14 protein-coding genes and 1 tRNA gene are annotated in these 16278 nt (G+C 47.2%); 6 read left to right on the top strand and 9 right to left on the bottom strand.

Annotation, left to right across the window (positions count from 1 at the left end):
• Positions 1–169: 169 nt before the first annotated feature.
• Positions 170–940 carry a GNAT family N-acetyltransferase gene (locus A3CY_RS0112180; protein WP_018338205.1) on the bottom strand — a complete coding sequence of 257 codons (771 nt, stop codon included), beginning with the start codon at positions 938–940 and terminating at the stop codon, positions 170–172.
• A gap of 57 nt (positions 941–997) precedes the next feature.
• Between A3CY_RS0112180 and A3CY_RS0112175 the strand changes: the two genes are divergently transcribed.
• Positions 998–1507 (top strand): YbaK/EbsC family protein, encoded by a 510-nt coding sequence (locus A3CY_RS0112175; RefSeq protein WP_240388157.1) that lies wholly within the window; start codon positions 998–1000, stop codon positions 1505–1507.
• Here the strand turns inward: A3CY_RS0112175 and A3CY_RS0112170 are convergent.
• Both A3CY_RS0112170 and A3CY_RS0112165 read right to left on the bottom strand, forming a co-directional pair.
• Positions 1437–3557: a HelD family protein gene (locus A3CY_RS0112170; RefSeq protein WP_018338203.1), complete on the bottom strand. Its 2121-nt coding sequence runs from the start codon at positions 3555–3557 to the stop codon at positions 1437–1439. The two genes, A3CY_RS0112175 and A3CY_RS0112170, sit on opposite strands and share 71 nt — an antisense overlap.
• A gap of 203 nt (positions 3558–3760) precedes the next feature.
• On the bottom strand, positions 3761–4528 hold the full coding sequence (locus A3CY_RS0112165) for a LuxR C-terminal-related transcriptional regulator (RefSeq protein WP_026207606.1): 768 nt from the start codon (positions 4526–4528) through the stop codon (positions 3761–3763).
• Between the two features lie 125 nt (positions 4529–4653).
• On the opposite strand from A3CY_RS0112165, the gene A3CY_RS0112160 reads away from it, so the two are divergent.
• Entirely contained in the window at positions 4654–5799 is a 1146-nt protein-coding gene (locus A3CY_RS0112160; protein ID WP_240388156.1) for a bacteriophage abortive infection AbiH family protein, read from the top strand.
• Positions 5800–6026: 227 nt separating this feature from the next.
• Here A3CY_RS0112160 and A3CY_RS0112155 read toward each other — a convergent pair whose 3' ends face one another.
• On the bottom strand, positions 6027–7070 hold the full coding sequence (locus A3CY_RS0112155; protein ID WP_018338200.1) for an alcohol dehydrogenase: 1044 nt from the start codon (positions 7068–7070) through the stop codon (positions 6027–6029).
• A 558-nt stretch (positions 7071–7628) separates the two neighbouring features.
• Between A3CY_RS0112155 and A3CY_RS0112150 the strand changes: the two genes are divergently transcribed.
• A complete protein-coding gene (locus A3CY_RS0112150) occupies positions 7629–7940 on the top strand; it encodes a hypothetical protein (protein WP_018338199.1) in 312 nt (103 codons plus the stop codon).
• A 246-nt stretch (positions 7941–8186) separates the two neighbouring features.
• Here A3CY_RS0112150 and A3CY_RS0112145 read toward each other — a convergent pair.
• Positions 8187–8259: transfer RNA gene (locus A3CY_RS0112145), tRNA-Phe, on the bottom strand.
• 317 nt (positions 8260–8576) lie between these two features.
• On the opposite strand from A3CY_RS0112145, the gene A3CY_RS20965 reads away from it, so the two are divergent.
• Positions 8577–8870: an RNA recognition motif domain-containing protein gene (locus tag A3CY_RS20965; protein ID WP_040371738.1), complete on the top strand. Its 294-nt coding sequence runs from the start codon at positions 8577–8579 to the stop codon at positions 8868–8870.
• A 74-nt stretch (positions 8871–8944) separates the two neighbouring features.
• On the opposite strand, the gene A3CY_RS0112135 is transcribed toward A3CY_RS20965, so the two are convergent.
• The 4 genes from A3CY_RS0112135 to thiL form a co-directional block, all read right to left on the bottom strand.
• Positions 8945–11455, bottom strand: a complete 2511-nt coding sequence (locus A3CY_RS0112135) for a heavy metal translocating P-type ATPase (RefSeq protein ID WP_018338197.1) — start codon at positions 11453–11455, stop codon at positions 8945–8947.
• A gap of 84 nt (positions 11456–11539) precedes the next feature.
• Positions 11540–12115: a helix-turn-helix transcriptional regulator gene (locus tag A3CY_RS0112130; RefSeq protein ID WP_018338196.1), complete on the bottom strand. Its 576-nt coding sequence runs from the start codon at positions 12113–12115 to the stop codon at positions 11540–11542.
• Between the two features lie 14 nt (positions 12116–12129).
• Positions 12130–12732, bottom strand: a complete 603-nt coding sequence (locus A3CY_RS0112125; protein ID WP_018338195.1) for a hypothetical protein — start codon at positions 12730–12732, stop codon at positions 12130–12132.
• Positions 12733–12742: 10 nt separating this feature from the next.
• The gene (gene thiL / locus A3CY_RS0112120; RefSeq protein ID WP_018338194.1) at positions 12743–13795 is read right to left on the bottom strand and encodes a thiamine-phosphate kinase; all 1053 of its coding nucleotides are present in this window, start codon (positions 13793–13795) and stop codon (positions 12743–12745) included.
• A gap of 228 nt (positions 13796–14023) precedes the next feature.
• Here thiL and sufB point away from each other — a divergent pair, with 228 nt between their 5' ends.
• Both sufB and sufC read left to right on the top strand, forming a co-directional pair.
• Complete coding sequence (gene sufB, locus A3CY_RS0112110; protein WP_018338192.1) at positions 14024–15469, top strand: Fe-S cluster assembly protein SufB; 1446 nt, start codon at positions 14024–14026, stop codon at positions 15467–15469.
• Between the two features lie 40 nt (positions 15470–15509).
• A complete protein-coding gene (gene sufC / locus A3CY_RS0112105; RefSeq protein WP_018338191.1) occupies positions 15510–16277 on the top strand; it encodes a Fe-S cluster assembly ATPase SufC in 768 nt (255 codons plus the stop codon).
• The last annotated feature ends 1 nt before the right edge of the window (position 16278 follow it).

Genomic DNA, 16278 nt, shown 5'->3' with positions numbered 1-16278 from the left:
GAATGATATAGGGTCATTCGTTGATGTAAATAATTGAATATAAAACTCTCTGCCGGCTCGGGATGATCCGTTACGGCTGAATAGCTTTGTTTGGTAAGTGCTATTCGTGGAGCGTAGCTATATGCAGAGTTTCATAAGTCGATGAATGTTCTTTTGTTCAATGTTCGCGCTACAAATGTAGCGATAATTTGTCAAACCTGCTATCCATGCAGGCGCTGATGTCCGTCGTGATGAATTTGCCGTTGTAGAACAGGCTGAATATCGTGGCGGGAGTCGGGGCATTTTGGGCTTGCTCCATGGTTTCCAGCTTGATGATTTTCAGCGGGATGTTTCTGTTCCGAGCCGTTTCGACCAGTGATTCCCGGATATGGTATTCCGTGAAAGGACAACGATTGGAGTAGTAGACGACCAGTCCCTCTTTGTCCGGACATTCGCCGCTTAGCACGCTGGCGTTGAATTTGGGGGTTGCCGCTTTGGGGGTGATCTTTTTCACGAGAAGGCTAAATCCGGAAGGGAGTTTCTCCACGGCTTCGAATCCTTGCAGGAGGAACCATTTGGTGTCGCCCATGAACGGGAATTTCTTCGTGCCGACCACGGTCGCCAAACCGTCTTTGCCTTGTGCTATGGCATCGTTGATGGCGCTTTGCAGCAAGGCTTTGGCGTATCCTTTGCCCTTGTATTGCCCGGCAACCCAAAGGCAGTTGATCATCAGATAGCCGGGAGCCTCCACCGGGAGCCATGCTTTTTCCGCGGGACCGTATTCAATGAAGACCTTTGCCCGTTCGTCAAGTCGGCGGAAGACGTACCCGTTGTCAAATTCCTTTTTCAGCCATTCCTTTTTCAGCGCGTAGCTGTCCTTGCATTTCTTGTCGGAAAAAGCGCAACAGATATGTTCTTTGTTGATGTTCTCCCGGGTCAGGGTAATGAATTGTGCTTCCATGCGTTCAGCAATTTTGTTCCCGGCAAAGGTAGTTTATAATTGTCTGATTGCCTATATTTGCCAGGTAAAATAAAGAAGAGAGGTTCGCTTATGTCATTGGAAAAAGTAAAACAATACTTCGATACCCTCGGTTTGGGACAGCGGGTGATGGTGCTGGATCAATCGAGTGCTACCGTCGAGGAAGCGGCTGTCGCGGTCGGTTGTGAGCCGGAACGGATAGCCAAAACGATGTCGTTCCTGCTGGGCGAGGAAGCCATACTGATCGTTACTGCCGGGGACGCCAAGATCGATAATAAAAAATATAAGGCACATTTTCACCAGAAGGCGAAAATGATTCCGGGAGAACTGGTGGAACAATACGTGGGACACGCTCCCGGAGGCGTGTGCCCGTTCGTGATTCCCCCGGGGACGAAGGTGTTTCTGGATGTATCCCTCAAGCGCTTTGATGTGGTTTATCCGGCAGCGGGAACGAGTAACAGTGCCGTCGAATTGTCGATCAAAGAACTGGAAGATTGCTCCGGGTGCACGGGGTGGATTGACGTGTGCAAAGACTGGTCGGGGGAATAAAACGGCTCGCTTTCCCGTGGCAAGTGAGTGTCAGCCGGTGCATTGCCCGGGTGGCGGCGACGTAGAGCATACTCCTGTCGATGGGGGTGTTGTAGTTTTTGTCGTCCGTCCGGGGGACGATTACCTCATCGAATTCCAGCCCCTTTGCCATGTGGGCTGATGTGACGATAATGCCTTTGGCAAAAGCGGAGCTTTGGTTGGAAAGGAAATAAATGCCGTCCGTGTATGTCTTGAGTTTTTCGGTCATCTCCTTTGCCTGTTCTTCGGTTTTGCATATGATCCCGAGGGATTTGTGGTTCGATGCCTTGAATATCGATAGCAGACCGGCGATGCCGGCAATTTCTTCTCCCGGGTCGGTGAATTGAAGAATGGCGGGGTGTTCTCCGTGGCGCATGACGGGTTCCAGCTCGTCGTTGGTCTGAATCTTTTGCGCGAAATCGGTAATCTCGAACGTGGAACGGTAACTTTTGCATAGTTTCATCACCTCGCCCGTGACGAACGCTTTCCGGATCATGTCGGCAGTCGACGAACCGTAAGGATTCACCGATTGGCAGGCATCCCCGAGAATGGTTTTTCGGCAGGGATAAAGTTTTTGGATGACCTTGTACTGTACCGGGGAATAATCCTGCATCTCGTCGATCAGGAGGTGTTTTACCCGGTGGCAGGCTGCGTTCCCGTCCAATGCCATGTGCAAGTACGCCAAAGGTGCCAGATCGGCGTATTCCAACGTATGGTTCTTGCGCGTCTTGAACATCTCGGGCTTCCCGATCCACCCGAAGAAGTCTTTGTACACTTGCAGGTCATTGTTGCCCGTGAACATTTTCTGTATCTCCTTCTTCAGTAGATTCCTCTCCGCCGTGGTTACCGTGAAACCGTATTTGACTTTCATCCGGTCTAAAATATAGTCCGTCATGGTTTCAAATCGCTGGCGCATGGGATAGCGGTTGAATCGCCGGAACTGTTCCTCGATAAATTCAGCTGGAATGGTAATCAGCCGCGTGAGTTTTACATCCGTCGCCTTGAAATAGTGGTTCTCCATGTACAGGATAAATTTGTCCAGCAGCGAGATGAACTCGAACGACGCCTTGTATTGTATCCGCACGATAAAGTCCGGGGCGGGTTTCCCGAGTAATTCCGTTACTTGATCGAAGAAATTGCGGTAGCGGTATTTATGGTCGAGTATCCCCGAGAGAATCTGTTCCATGCTGGTTTCGGGTACGGTTTCTTCGCCGAGTTCCGGAAGCACGTTGGAAATATAATCGGCAAAGACCTTGTTGGGCGAAACGATCAATATATCCTTGGAAGAAATATCCCCTTTCAGGGCGTAGAGCAGGTAAGCGATGCGATGCAGGGCGATGGAGGTCTTGCCCGATCCTGCCACTCCCTGTATGATGAGCACGGGGGCATCCTCGTTACGGATAATCCGGTTCTGTTCCCGCTGAATCGTGGTCACGATGTTTTTCATCTTGTCGTCGGCGTTGGCACTCAACTCCTTTTGCAGGATGTCGTCGTGAACGGTCAGGGAACTCTCTATCATGTATTCCATTTTCCCGTTGCGAATGCGGTATTGCCGTTTGAGCGAAATCTCCCCGCAGATCTCTCCCGCCGGGGAAAAATAAGCTGCTTCTCCCAGTTCGTAATCGTAAAACATACTCGAAACAGGAGCCCGCCAGTCATAGATCAGGTTCATCTTTTGGTCGGCATCGTAGAACGTGTGTATCCCGATATAGAGAGGCATCGTTGCGCTGCCCTCTTTCCTCTCCCTGAAATCTATCCGCCCGAAATAGGGAATATCCAGAATCTTCCCCAACCGCTCTCGTTTATGAATCACCCCTTCGCCCGATGCAAAATGGCGCAGGATGCTCTCCCGCATGGAGCGTATCTCGTGAGGGTCGATGTCCTTGTTCGACCATAGGTAATCCTTGTACTCCTTCAAAGTATCCACGTGCTCTTTTACCGACTTGTCCGTGTTGTTTATCGTATCGTTGATGATACCGATGATCTGCCGTAAATACTCTTTCTCCTGTTCTTCTGTCTTGTTGAATATCATATACCTCTCCTTAGTTATATAAAAATGCACGAAAAGAGGAACAAAGTTAATTCAACAGGGGGAGGCGGTAAATAGTTATTTATAGCTATCTCAATAATCCACGTGACAATATTTTTTTGATGTTTTCTCTTTTAGTACCTTTTCGGGTATCGTTTTTATTTTGAAGAGTAAATTGATACCCTTTCGGGTATTTTTTAGAGCAATTATTTTAAAAGCCCTAAATCTATTCCTTTATTGATCGCTTCAATCGAATTCTGCACGTCTAGTTTGCGAAGAAGATTCTGACGGTGAATATTCACCGTGTGGATGCTGATACTGAGTTTGCAAGCGATCTCCTTGCTTAGCAATCCACCCTGTATCAAGTGTAGTATTTCTATTTCCCGTTCGGTCAAATTGATTTGCGGTGAGGATAATAGAGTCGGGGAGAACATATCCCCGTTTTTAAGATTAAGCACCGTGCAGTCTACCTGCCCGTGTTCTTTTTGGTCGGCAGCGATATCCATATTCCCCACGACCAACCACGCTTTTCCCGTGCGCTCCTGTTCTAGCACCTGTTGCCTGCTGACCACCCGTACGTACTGTCCTTTGGCATTCTGCACCCGAAAACTGTAAATATTGCAATAATCATTCCGCTGTTCGAGAGGTAAACTATATATAAACCGGCTTAGTTGTATCTGCAATTTTTCCAGTTGCGAGAAATCATCCGGGTGGAAACGGGACTCCAAATAATCCCCCTGTCTTTCCAGCGTGTTGATTTTACGGCTGTCATACCCTAGTAAATCCGCGAAATTCGAGGAAGCGAAAACATATTTGCCTTTATATACGTCAACCACAAACGAACAACTCCGGCTGATTCTCTCCATTTGGTGTAACACTGCCTTATCCCGCTCCCACACGGCATAATCAATATCCTCTGCCGCCAGGCATTGCCTTGCCCACATTTCTTCCCGGGTGATGTTGGTTGGTTTCATAATATCAAAAATACTATAAATTTCTGACAACAAGGAATCTTTATTCAAAAAATCTTTTCATGCACGAGTATTCGCATTTATCAGTCACTTTGTCTAACTTTACCTTATCGTTTATATTTGCCTTTATGCTTAAGAACTTGATTAACGGAGAACCTGTCAGGCATCTTTACGTGATAGGAAATGGATTTGATCGATACCACGGGGCGAAATCCACTTATTGGGATTTCAGGGGGTATTTAATCAGACATGATGACTTTGCGCTAAAGATGTTTGAGTTGTTTTTCGGGTCAAGGTCAATGATGAATAATTTTCAGTCTATAAAAGATTATTTGCTTTGCCTGCAATACGGGCGTGCTTTGTTTGCGCCGAGGAATACGTGGGCTTGTAAATGCTTGTGGAGCGATTTCGAGAGATACCTCGGCGGGTTGAATCGGGAACGGGTATTTGACTTCGTGGATGAGGATCTATCGGAGTCGGAAGAAGGTGGCTCTTGTGCGAATTTTTATGCGATTATAGAGCGGGTGAGCGATATTGTGAAGGCGTGTTCTGTCGAGATGCAGTATCATTTCCATCGCTGGATCAATACCGTGCATTACGAGAAAGGATTTAGGAAGAAGATGTTACAACTTGATGGGAATGCGGCTTTTTTGAACTTCAATTATACATTGTTTCTTGAAACTGAATATGACATTCCACGGGAGCAAATTGTGTATATACATGGAGATCGAAGACAACGGTTTGGTAAGCTGGTGCTGGGACATCGTGTGGAGGATGATGAGGTGGCTTTTGATGAGTGGATTCATAAAAACAGAAACAGAAGAAGGTATCGTCCTAATTTGAAAGGAAAAAACGGAAGGTATTTTGCGAATGACAAGTTGGTTTATTTGGCTTTCTTTTCGGAAAATGAAGCTAAAGGTAATTGGCGCTTGCCTGTTAGGTATTATGCCGTGGATTTGATAGAAGAACGTTTGGAGGGTTATTACAAAGAAAACGTGAAACGATGCGGAGAGATTATAGACCGGAATTTGGGATTTTTCAAGTCATTGCGGGAATTGCGGGAGATAACGGTACTTGGACATTCTTTGAGCGACGTGGATTTACCCTATTTTAAAGCTATTCTTGAGAATGTGGTCGATCCGAAATATTTGAAATGGCAATTTAGTTACTATAATGATGCTGATATATGTAGAATTAAAAGGTTTTGTCGACAACTGAAAATCCCTGAAGGGAAAAATGTCCAGTTGTTCAGTATGTCGGATTTAAAGCGTTAACTGGACTTGCGCCTATTTGCGTACCCTATGAACCCCAACTCGGTTGCGTGGTACGCGACTTGTTAATTACATCCTTGGGATGAGAATTCTACTGTATAGGCGTATTTGAAGTTCTACTTTTGCAGGACTTGTTTTTGAAAACCAAAGTCGTCGGTAGGTGCGTCAGGCATTCGAAAACTACTTGTGAATGGTTATGAGGATAGGTGAAAATCTATCCTCTTTTTAATTCAGCTTTCTTTCCCTGTTATCGCTACTTTTATCACTCCATCTCGTTTATTCTCGAAAATGCGATACGCCTCTTCTATTTCGTTTAACGGGAATTGATGAGTGATGAGTGGGGTGGTATCAATTTTGCCTTCTTCTATCAAGTGAAGTATTTCGGCGCAATCGCAACCATCCACGCCCCCGGTTTTGAAAGTAAGGTTTTTGCCGTACATATCGGGTAAAGGTAGGAATTGCGGTTTGTCGTAAAGAGCGACCACGGTTACGATGGCGTTGGGACGGGCGCATTCCCATGCCATATGGAAGGTGTCATCGCTTCCGGCTACTTCCAGTACCACATCAGCCCCTCCATGGTCACTGTGTTGAAGCACAAATTCTTTGCATTTTTCCGGTTCTGTCACCAGTACATCGGGGTAGTGGTCCCGGACAAATAGTATCCTTTCCGGGGACTTTTCGCAGACAATAATTCGTTTCGGTTTCTTCAGCATCACGCAAAGCAGGGTACATATTCCGGTGGGTCCGGCTCCAATGATGAGTACGGTATCGTCTTCCGTGATCTCCGAAATACGTGTAGCCCAAAATCCGGTGGCAAGTACATCGCCCACGAAAAGAGCCTGTTCGTCGCTTACCGTATCGGGGATGCGGTTGAGTCCGCTGTCTGCATAGGGGACACGCACGTGTTCAGCCTGTCCGCCGTCAATGCGGCACCCCAAAGTCCAGCCGCCATTGGGATCGGAACAGTTGTTCACGAATCCCTTTTTGCAGAAAAAGCACTCTCCACAAAAAGTTTCCACGTTCACGACCACCCTGTCCCCGGGTTTCACGGTAGTAACGTCACTCCCCGTTTGTTCTACAACGCCCACCATTTCGTGCCCAACGGTAATGCCCGGTACGGCACGGGGTACACTTCCGTGTTTGATGTGTAGATCACTGGTACAAATACTTCCAAGCGTGACCCGCACGATGGCATCTCGTGAATCCTTTATTTGAGGTATCGGCTTCTCTTGGATTCTGAAGTTCCCTTTGCTTATGTATGTGTATGCTAACATTTAATCGTAAATATATACTTTGATGTTGAAACGAATAAGAAACATTTTTCTTATCGGGTTTCAAATATAGGTTTTTAATCTCAAAAGAGAGATTTTGGAAGTTCTGAATATGACCTTTTACTACTGAAATCCCAAAGAAGAGCCGAGGAAGTTCTTGGGAAAATAGACTATGTGGGCGTTGTATGAACAGTTTCGCTCCTATGTTTCTATATGAAAGATTATAGGATCTTTACAGGAGAAACGGAGCAAGAACGGAGGTTGTGTAGGGTTACTGTATTTCTTGGGTAGGATTACAGTGGGTCTTCAGTAGGTTCTCGTGTAAAAAAGGAACGAATACGACTTACCCGATGAGTGCGATTCTCTGTAAAAGGTACTTTTTCTTTGATTGTGCTCGTGTCTGGATTATTAATAACTATAATTTCCGCGTGTAATTGTATACTTTTTACGGGAAATGCCAAGTGAGATTAACGTGTAAAGAATAAACCTTTTTGCTCCTTTGTCCGTATAGAGCGGTGTAATTTATGAAATATAGCATATACAATTTATTAAGAGAAAAGAATGAAAGCAGCATTGTTTTTAGAAGATAACCAACTTTGCCACCTTAGTGGAAATATAGAGGAAAAAGCAATAAAAGTATCGACGATTACGACGGAAGACGATAAGGTTGTTTCTATAAAAAACAGAGAGGTGAAAAACTGGAATGTGAATTATTTCGTCCAATGGCTTGCGGAGTGCGGGATAAAAATGATTTATGTTGCCGGAATTGACGAGAGGATAAAACGTTTTTTTGAACAGATGAAAATTATCGTGAACGTGAAAGATTCGTCAGATCATCCCCTATTAGTGAGAGAGATTACCTCTTGGGGGTAAAGTAGGAATCCCGGGTTTGTTTCCGGTTTAAACATGGTTTAAACGAAGGTCAATCGAAAAATCTGTGAGTGAAACAATTTGTGAGCCATAGTTTTTTCGATTGCTCTTTTTTATGAGGAGTTGTTGTTGAAATGTACGCGACAAATGTTGGATGGGTGTTCCAGTTGATCCGACAAAACCATTGAGAATCATACAAAATGAGGCAAAAAGAAAAAAGAGTTACTTTTGTAACTCTTTTTCTTTCAGTGGTGCCACCAGGAATCGAACCGGGGACACAAGGATTTTCAGTCCTTTGCTCTACCAACTGAGCTATGGCACCAGCGTTATGTTTTAACGGGTGCAAAAGTAGGGGAATTTTTTGAAATTACAAGCGATTGTGAAGAAAAAATAGGAATGTACACAAAAAAATAGGGGAAATAATGAGGGGGGGGAGATAGGCTATGTGATTTTCGGGGGGAGTATGGAGGGGTAGATAAATTTATATAGGATGATGAAAAAAAGTGATATTAATTTTTGATTATTAATAAATTAGTTATATTTGCTGCGGTAGAAGTTAAATAGTTGTTTATCGTTGAAACCAAAGATATATCTCTACGTACTCTTCTACATGTATTATTAATTTTAATTATTTTTATTGTGAATATTTTTGTTGCAAAGCTAAGTTCCACCACCACGAGTGAAGACTTGCAAGCTCTTTTCGCAGAGCACGGTTCTGTTTCTTCAGCCAAAGTAATCATGGACAAAGAAACTGGTAATTCTAAATGTTTTGGTTTTGTTGAAATGGAAGATGAAACAGAAGGTTTCAACGCAATCAATGCTTTAAATGAAACTGATTTTCAAGGAAGGAAAATTGTTGTTAAAAAAGCAAGACCGAGAGAAGAGGGAGGCGATAATAGAGGTTATAGAGCACCGAGAGAAAGAAGATTTTAATGCCAATCGCTAAGATTAAAAAAGCCGTGCATTCTAGTTGCACGGCTCTTTTATTTTAGTCTTTATCAAATTATTTACTCGTGCAGTTTGTAATCTCCTGCTTTATCGGTCACGACTTGCTGTAATTCGCTCAATGGCAATTCGCCTTTTGTGAATTCGATCGTGGCAGCCGGGGGATCCAGTGTTACGACTGCTTTTACCCCGTCAATACTGTTCAGTGCGTTTTCCACGTGTGTACGACAATGGTTACACATCATTCCGTCTACTTTGAATGTCTTTTTCATTTCTTCTTTATTTATTAGTTCAACTTCTTTTGATACGATATTTGTCTTGTCGGGACTCTCTTCCGTGTGGGTTGAGGGGATGTTGCTGCGGGAAACGGAGCCTATCTTTTTACGTTTCAGGCGCAGGCTGTTGCTGACGACGCTCACGCTGCTGAATGCCATGGCAGCACCTGCGATCATTGGGTTGAGCAGAAAGCCATTGATCGGGTATAGTATGCCTGCCGCGATAGGTACGCCGATCAGGTTATAAATGAATGCCCAGAACAAGTTCTGCCGGATGGTTTTCACTGTGAGCTGGGAGAGGCGGATAGTTTCCGGGATTTTCATCAAGTCGGAAGCGAGAATCGTAATCATGGCGGTATCCATGGCGATGTCACTTCCTTTGCCCATGGCGATACTCAGGTCGGCTTGTGCCAACGCGGCGCTGTCATTTATGCCGTCCCCGACCATGGCGACTTTCCGACCTTCCTGTTGCAGCTGTTTTATGAAAGTAGCTTTATCCTGTGGAAGGACGCCCGATTTGTAATGCTCGATGTTTGCTTTTCGGGCAATCTCCCGGGCTGTGTCCGCGTTATCTCCCGTCAGCATATGAACGGTTATTCCCATTTTCCGCAATAGGGCGACCGCTTGTGGGGAGGTTTCTTTTATCTTGTCGGTTATGGCGATCACGGCGATGGCTTTTGTCGAGTTGCCGAACCAGATGACAGTTCTAGCTTCTCGCGACCATTTATCGGCTTCTTGTAGCAAGCTCGTGTCGATGCTGATGCCGTTGCCTGCAAGCAAAGCAGCCGTCCCGGCGTAATAAGTTTCATCACCTACCGTACCTTTTATCCCTTTGCCCGGGATGTTCTCGAATCCGGAGACCGTGACGGTGCTTTCGTTTTTCAGTTCGTTTACCACGGCTTCCGCCAGCGGGTGTTCTGACAGCCGTTCGAGGCTATACAGAATTTCCCGTGCATTCCCGAACCCTTCGCTCCACCGGGTGTCCACGACCACGGGATGTCCCTCGGTGATGGTTCCCGTCTTGTCGAGCACTACCGTGTCTATCTTGCGCGCAATTTCGAGGCTGGTGGCGTCTTTTATCAGAATGCCGTGTTCCGCTCCTTTGCCGATGCCGACGATGAGGGCAGTTGGGGTCGCTAACCCGAGGGCACAGGGACAGGCGATGATAAGCACGGTGACCATTGCCAGTAACCCGTGGGTAAACCCGTCCGCCGGGGCAAACAGCCACCAGGCTATAAATGACAAAACGGATATGCCTATGATGACGGGAACGAAAATTCCCGCGATCTTGTCCACCAGTTTCTGCACGGGGGCTTTACTTCCCTGCGCGTCTTGTACCATACGGATAATTTGAGCCAGCATCGTGTCCGAGCCTGTTTTGTCTGTGGTGAAGCGAAAGGAGCCTTTTTGGTTGATCGTTCCGGCGTAGACTTTCTCTCCCGCCCGCTTGCGTGCGGGGATAGGTTCTCCGCTTAGCATACTTTCGTCCACGTAAGATTCCCCATCAGTTACGGTGCCGTCCACGGCTACCCGCTCGCCCGGTTTTACGGCTATAATATCACCTACACGGGCTTCCTCGATAGGTACTGTCCGTTCGCCGGATTCCGTGATGACCGTGACTGTCTTCGGTTGTAACCCGACCAGCTTTTTGATGGCTGTCGACGTGTTGCGTTTTGCCCGTTCTTCCAGCAATCGTCCCAGCAGGATAAAGGCGATGATGACACTTGCCGCCTCGAAATAGAGGTGGGGAGTCACGCCTCTCGACAACCAGAAATCCGGGAACAGCAAGTTGAACACGCTGAACAGGTAAGCGATACCCGTGCTGATGGCTACCAGCGTATCCATGTTCGACGTCCCGTGCTTTAATTGCCGCCACGCGTTGGTATAAAATTCCCGCCCGAAACCGACTACCACGAGAGTGGAAAGAGCCCACAAGAGGTAGTCCATGTAAGGGAGGGCAATGTGTGCCATGCTGATGATCATGATCGGCAGTGACAGTATTACGGCTCCCCATGTCCGGATTTTCAGTTGCCGGTATTTTTTCGCGCGAGCCTGTTCTATCTTGTCGTCCGTGCTGCGGTTCGTGTCGATCAGTAAATCGTATCCTGCGTTCTGCACTGCTGCTTTCAAGGACGATCCGGAGCATTTGTCCGTGTCGTACACGACTTGTGCACTGGCTGTTGCGTAATTGATATTCGCCTCGTACACGCCGGGCTGGGCGTTCAATACTTTATCCACTCTGGCGGCGCAGGATGCACAACTCATTCCCTGCACCGGAAATATTTTTTTGACTTTCATACGCTTTATCTTTTATTCTTTGCATACAAAGATAAAACGTATCGTGCCGCGAATCGTTACAGAATTATGGATATGATTTACATCTTACACTTTGTCCAGCGGTTCTCGCCCGTGTTCCTTGAGGCGTTTGAACTGGCTCGGCGACATTCCCGTCACGTTGTGGAACTGCGTGCTCAGGTGTGCCACGCTGGAATATTGCAACAAGTCGGCTATCTCGCTGATGGAGAGTTCGTCGTAGACCAGCAATTCCTTGATCCGTTCCACTTTTTGGGCGATATAATATTTCTCTATGCTGATTCCGTTGACCTCGGAGAAAAGTTTGCTCAGGAAGCTGTAATCGTAATGGCATTTCTCTTTCAGGTACTCGGATAATTTCAACTTGGAGGTATTGTCCTCGTAGTGTACCAGCTCGATGATCGCCGTCCGGATTTGTTCGATCATGCGCATTCGTTTATCATCTATCAGTTCGAAGCCGTATTTCTCGAGAGCCGCTTTGATCGTTTCCCGGTCAGCGGGTTGCAATTGTTCCTGCACGATAGCCATGCCTAGCTCGACCTTGAGAGGTGTCAGGTGTAAGTCCTTGAGCATCTCTGTTACAACGAGAATACAACGGTTGCAAACCATATTTTTGATAAAGATAACGTGCTCTTGTTCTTCCATGACGATAATGGGAGTTATTCCCTGTATTTCGCTTTTAGGTAGGCGTACAGCACACGGTGCATGAGTTGGGCTTCTTCCAGTTCTTGGTCGGATAGGTTGGGGGCGAGTTCGATGCCGTTGCTGACGTCGGCGAGTTGCTCGTCCCGGTCGATACGATTGCCGAAGTTTTGTTCCATGAAGAAGATGTCAAACAACTGCATCCGTTCGAGGGATTCCAGTGCAAGTTTCCGGGCTTCCAACAAATTGTTCTCCCTGTATTTCTTCAAAAACACCTCGATCAGGCTGTCCGTGAAATAATCTGCAAAATAGTGCATCAATATGATGCGTTTTTTCACGCGGTCATAGAGGTTTTCCGGGTCGCACGCGATTCTCTCGCTGAAGCCCAGGTATGCCAGTTCTGCCAGTTCGATACTTTCCTCTTCTTCCTCGTCCAGTTCGAGCAGAAGGATTTTGTATAACATATCGGCGTATTCCTCTTGGCGGGTGATCGCCCGGCTCTCGTGGTAATACTGGAATCTGTCGGGGATGACCTTTTTCAACAACAGACGGAGAGCTTTCCGATCACCGCTGGCGCTGTGGAGTAAAGATTCGTCCAGTATATTGTTCAATTTGCTCATGACGGAAGGATTATTGTTGGTTATCGGGATTGAAGTTTACCCAGCCTTGGGCTTTCAACTCGAAGGAATTGCCGTCTTTGGTAATCAGGTTGTATCCCTCGCTTTTGGCACAAGTGTGCCCGATGACGCTGATGCCTTCCATGGCGGATAGTTGCTCGAAGTCTTCCAGTGGTGCGGTAAACAGCAATTCGTAATCCTCGCCGCCGGAGAGAGCGCAGACGGTGGCGTTCATGTTTAGTTCCTCTGCCATTTTGTACGTTTGGTAGTCGATAGGGATTTTTTCCTCGTAGATTTTACACCCTAGACCGGAGTCGTGACAGATGTGCAGAACCTCGGACGAGAGTCCGTCGGAAACGTCCATCATAGCCGTGGGGCGAATGCCTTTTTCTTTCAGCAGGCGGACGATGTCCACGCGGGCTTCCGGTTTCAACTGGCGTTCCAGGATGTACTCGTAGCCGGAGAAGTCCGGTTGAGAGTTTTGATTTTCTTGGAATACTATTTTTTCTCTTTCCAGCAATTGCAGTCCCATGTAGGCGGCTCCCAAGTCCCCGCTGACGCAGATGAGGTTGTTTTCTTTCGCCGTGTTGCGGTACGTGATCTCGTCTTCGTTTGCCTCGCCGATGACTGTGATGCTGATGCACATTCCGGTTTTGGAGGAAGTCGTGTCGCCGCCCACGAGGTCAACGCCGTATTGTTCGCAGGCAAGATAGATGCCCTCGTACAATTCTTCCATGGCTTCCAGCGAGAAGCGGTTGGATATGGCTATCGACACCGTGATCTGTTTCGCCGTGCCGTTCATGGCGCAGATATCACTGACGTTGGTCGCCACAGCCTTGTAGCCCAGGTGTTTCAAGGGGGCGTACGAGAGGTCGAAATGCACGCCCTCGATCAGCATATCCGTGCTGACGAGTACTTTTTTATCCTTGTAAGCCAGTACGGCGGCATCGTCGCCGACCCCTTTCACGGTAGAGGCGTTTTTTAGTTTTATATCTTGTGTCAGGTGGCGGATCAGACCGAATTCCCCTAACGTGGACAGTTTCGTCAATGGTTTGTTTTCACTCATATATCGTCTTGTTCAAATTTGAAGAACAAAAGTACACTAAATTGCCGAATGACACAAAAGGTTGAATCATAATCTCTATTTATCACGTAATAAATATTATCTACCCGATAGAGCGTTGGGCGGGTGATATTTTTTTGTACTTTTGCACAAATTGAATAATTGGGTCTTGCCAGGCGATATTTCCCTGTCATTTTCAATTTTCGATTTTCAATTTTCAATTAATAAGTTATGGCTAAAGAACAAGACGATATATTGAATGAAGTAACCGAGGGTGAGTATAAATACGGCTTTGTTTCTGACGTGGAAACCGAGATGATCGGGAAGGGATTGAACGAATCCGTTATCCGGTTGATTTCACAAAAGAAGGAAGAACCCGAGTGGTTGCTGGAATTTCGGTTGAAAGCATATCGGCATTGGTTGACCATGAAGATGCCCACGTGGGCGAAATTGGAGATTCCGCCGATTAATTACCAGGATATAGTGTATTATGCAGCCCCGAAACAGGAAGCGAAGAAGTCATGGGATGAGGTCGACCCCGAGTTGAAAGCGACTTTCGATAAGCTGGGGATTCCTCTGGACGAGCAAAAAGTACTGTCCGGGGTGGCGGTTGACGCCGTTATGGATAGTGTGTCGGTAAAGACTACTTTCAAGGAAACTTTGGCGGAACGGGGGGTTATTTTCTGTTCCTTCTCGGAGGCGGTGAAGACTCATCCCGATCTGATAAAACGTTACCTCGGGTCGGTGGTGCCTTATTCCGATAATTTCTTTGCGGCGTTGAATTCGGCGGTGTTCAGTGACGGGTCGTTCGTGTATATCCCGAAAGGTGTACGTTGCCCGATGGAGTTGTCGACTTATTTCCGTATCAACGCGGCAAATACCGGACAGTTCGAGCGCACGCTGATCGTGGCGGAGGAAGAGAGTTACGTGAGTTACCTGGAAGGTTGTACGGCTCCGCAGCGGGACGAAAACCAGTTGCACGCTGCCATCGTGGAGATCGTAATCGAGAAGAACGCCGAGGTGAAGTACAGTACGGTACAGAACTGGTATCCCGGGGACAAGAACGGGAAGGGCGGTATTTATAATTTCGTGACGAAGCGGGGTATCTGCAAGGGCGAGAACGCCAAGCTGATTTGGGCACAGGTGGAAACCGGTTCGGCAATCACGTGGAAATACCCGAGCACGATATTGAAGGGCGACGGTTCCGTGAGCGAGTTCTATTCCGTGGCGGTGACGAACAATTACCAGCAGGCGGACACGGGAACCAAGATGATCCATATCGGGAATAATACCCGTAGCCGTATCGTGTCGAAAGGTATTTCGGCAGGATTCAGTTCCAATTCTTACCGGGGGAAAGTGAAAGTCGTGAAAAGCTGCCAGGGGGCACGCAATTTCTCGCAGTGTGATTCGTTGCTGCTTGGCGATAAATGCGGGGCGCACACGTTCCCTTACCTCGAAGTGGCTAATCCCACGGCACAGGTGGAACACGAGGCTACGACTTCCAAAATTGGTGAAGACCAGATATTTTATTGTAACCAGCGGGGTATATCCACGGAGGATGCTATCGGTTTGATCATTAAAGGATACGCCGGGGATGTTATCAATAAAATGCCGATGGAGTTTGCCGTCGAAGCGCAGAAGCTGTTGCAGATCAGCCTGGCGGGAAGCGTGGGTTAATAATCACTAAATCACAGAATCACTAAATCTAAAATGAATTATGAAGGGTTTACTAAAGATAAAGAATTTGCACGCCTCGATAGACGGGAAAGAGATTTTGAAGGGAATCGATTTGGAGGTGAATGCAGGCGAGATTCATGCGATCATGGGACCGAACGGTGCCGGAAAAAGTACACTTTCAGCCGTGTTGACGGGACGGGAATGTTTCGAAGTCACGGAAGGTGAAGTTTGGTTTGAGGGTAAGAACTTGTTGGAATTGCCTGCGGAAGATCGGGCTCGGGAAGGGATATTCCTGAGTTTCCAGTATCCGGTAGAGATTCCCGGGGTAAGCACGGTCAATTTCCTGAAGACAGCCGTGAACGAGCAACGTAAGTACAGGGGGCTTCCCCCTTACCCGGCAAGCGAGTTTTTGAAGATGATTCGCGAGAAAATGGAACTCGTGAGTATTGACAGCCGCTTGTTGAACCGGTCGTTGAACGAGGGGTTTTCCGGTGGCGAGAAGAAGAAAAACGAGATATTCCAGATGGCGGTGTTGGAGCCGAAGTTGGCTATCCTCGACGAAACGGATTCCGGTTTGGACATCGATGCTTTGCGTATCGTGGCAAGCGGGGTGAACAAGTTGAAACGCCCGGACAATTCCACGATCGTAATCACGCACTACCAGCGGTTGCTCGATTATATCGTGCCTGACGTGGTGCACGTGCTGTATGACGGTCGTATCGTGAAGACCGCCGGCAAGGAGTTGGTGGCAGAGTTGGAGAAGCACGGTTATGATTGGATAAAAGAGGAAGTGAATTCCGCTAAGTAAT

This window comes from Butyricimonas synergistica DSM 23225, assembly GCF_000379665.1.
Classification (GTDB): domain Bacteria; phylum Bacteroidota; class Bacteroidia; order Bacteroidales; family Marinifilaceae; genus Butyricimonas; species Butyricimonas synergistica.
The sequence above is the reverse complement of the archived record's forward strand: the minus strand, read 5'-3'. Positions and strand labels throughout refer to the sequence as shown.

Coding starts and splice junctions, on each gene's coding strand:
- A3CY_RS0112170 (WP_018338203.1), bottom strand. CDS start 3,557: ATGATATTCAACAAGACAGAAGAACAGGAGAAAGAGTATTTACGGCAG.
- A3CY_RS0112135 (WP_018338197.1), bottom strand. CDS start 11,455: ATGAAAGTCAAAAAAATATTTCCGGTGCAGGGAATGAGTTGTGCATCC.
- A3CY_RS0112130 (WP_018338196.1), bottom strand. CDS start 12,115: ATGGAAGAACAAGAGCACGTTATCTTTATCAAAAATATGGTTTGCAAC.
- A3CY_RS0112180 (WP_018338205.1), bottom strand. CDS start 940: ATGGAAGCACAATTCATTACCCTGACCCGGGAGAACATCAACAAAGAA.
- A3CY_RS0112150 (WP_018338199.1), top strand. CDS start 7,629: ATGAAAGCAGCATTGTTTTTAGAAGATAACCAACTTTGCCACCTTAGT.
- sufC (WP_018338191.1), top strand. CDS start 15,510: ATGAAGGGTTTACTAAAGATAAAGAATTTGCACGCCTCGATAGACGGG.
- A3CY_RS0112165 (WP_026207606.1), bottom strand. CDS start 4,528: ATGAAACCAACCAACATCACCCGGGAAGAAATGTGGGCAAGGCAATGC.
- thiL (WP_018338194.1), bottom strand. CDS start 13,795: ATGAGTGAAAACAAACCATTGACGAAACTGTCCACGTTAGGGGAATTC.
- A3CY_RS0112155 (WP_018338200.1), bottom strand. CDS start 7,070: ATGTTAGCATACACATACATAAGCAAAGGGAACTTCAGAATCCAAGAG.
- A3CY_RS0112125 (WP_018338195.1), bottom strand. CDS start 12,732: ATGAGCAAATTGAACAATATACTGGACGAATCTTTACTCCACAGCGCC.
- sufB (WP_018338192.1), top strand. CDS start 14,024: ATGGCTAAAGAACAAGACGATATATTGAATGAAGTAACCGAGGGTGAG.
- A3CY_RS0112160 (WP_240388156.1), top strand. CDS start 4,654: ATGCTTAAGAACTTGATTAACGGAGAACCTGTCAGGCATCTTTACGTG.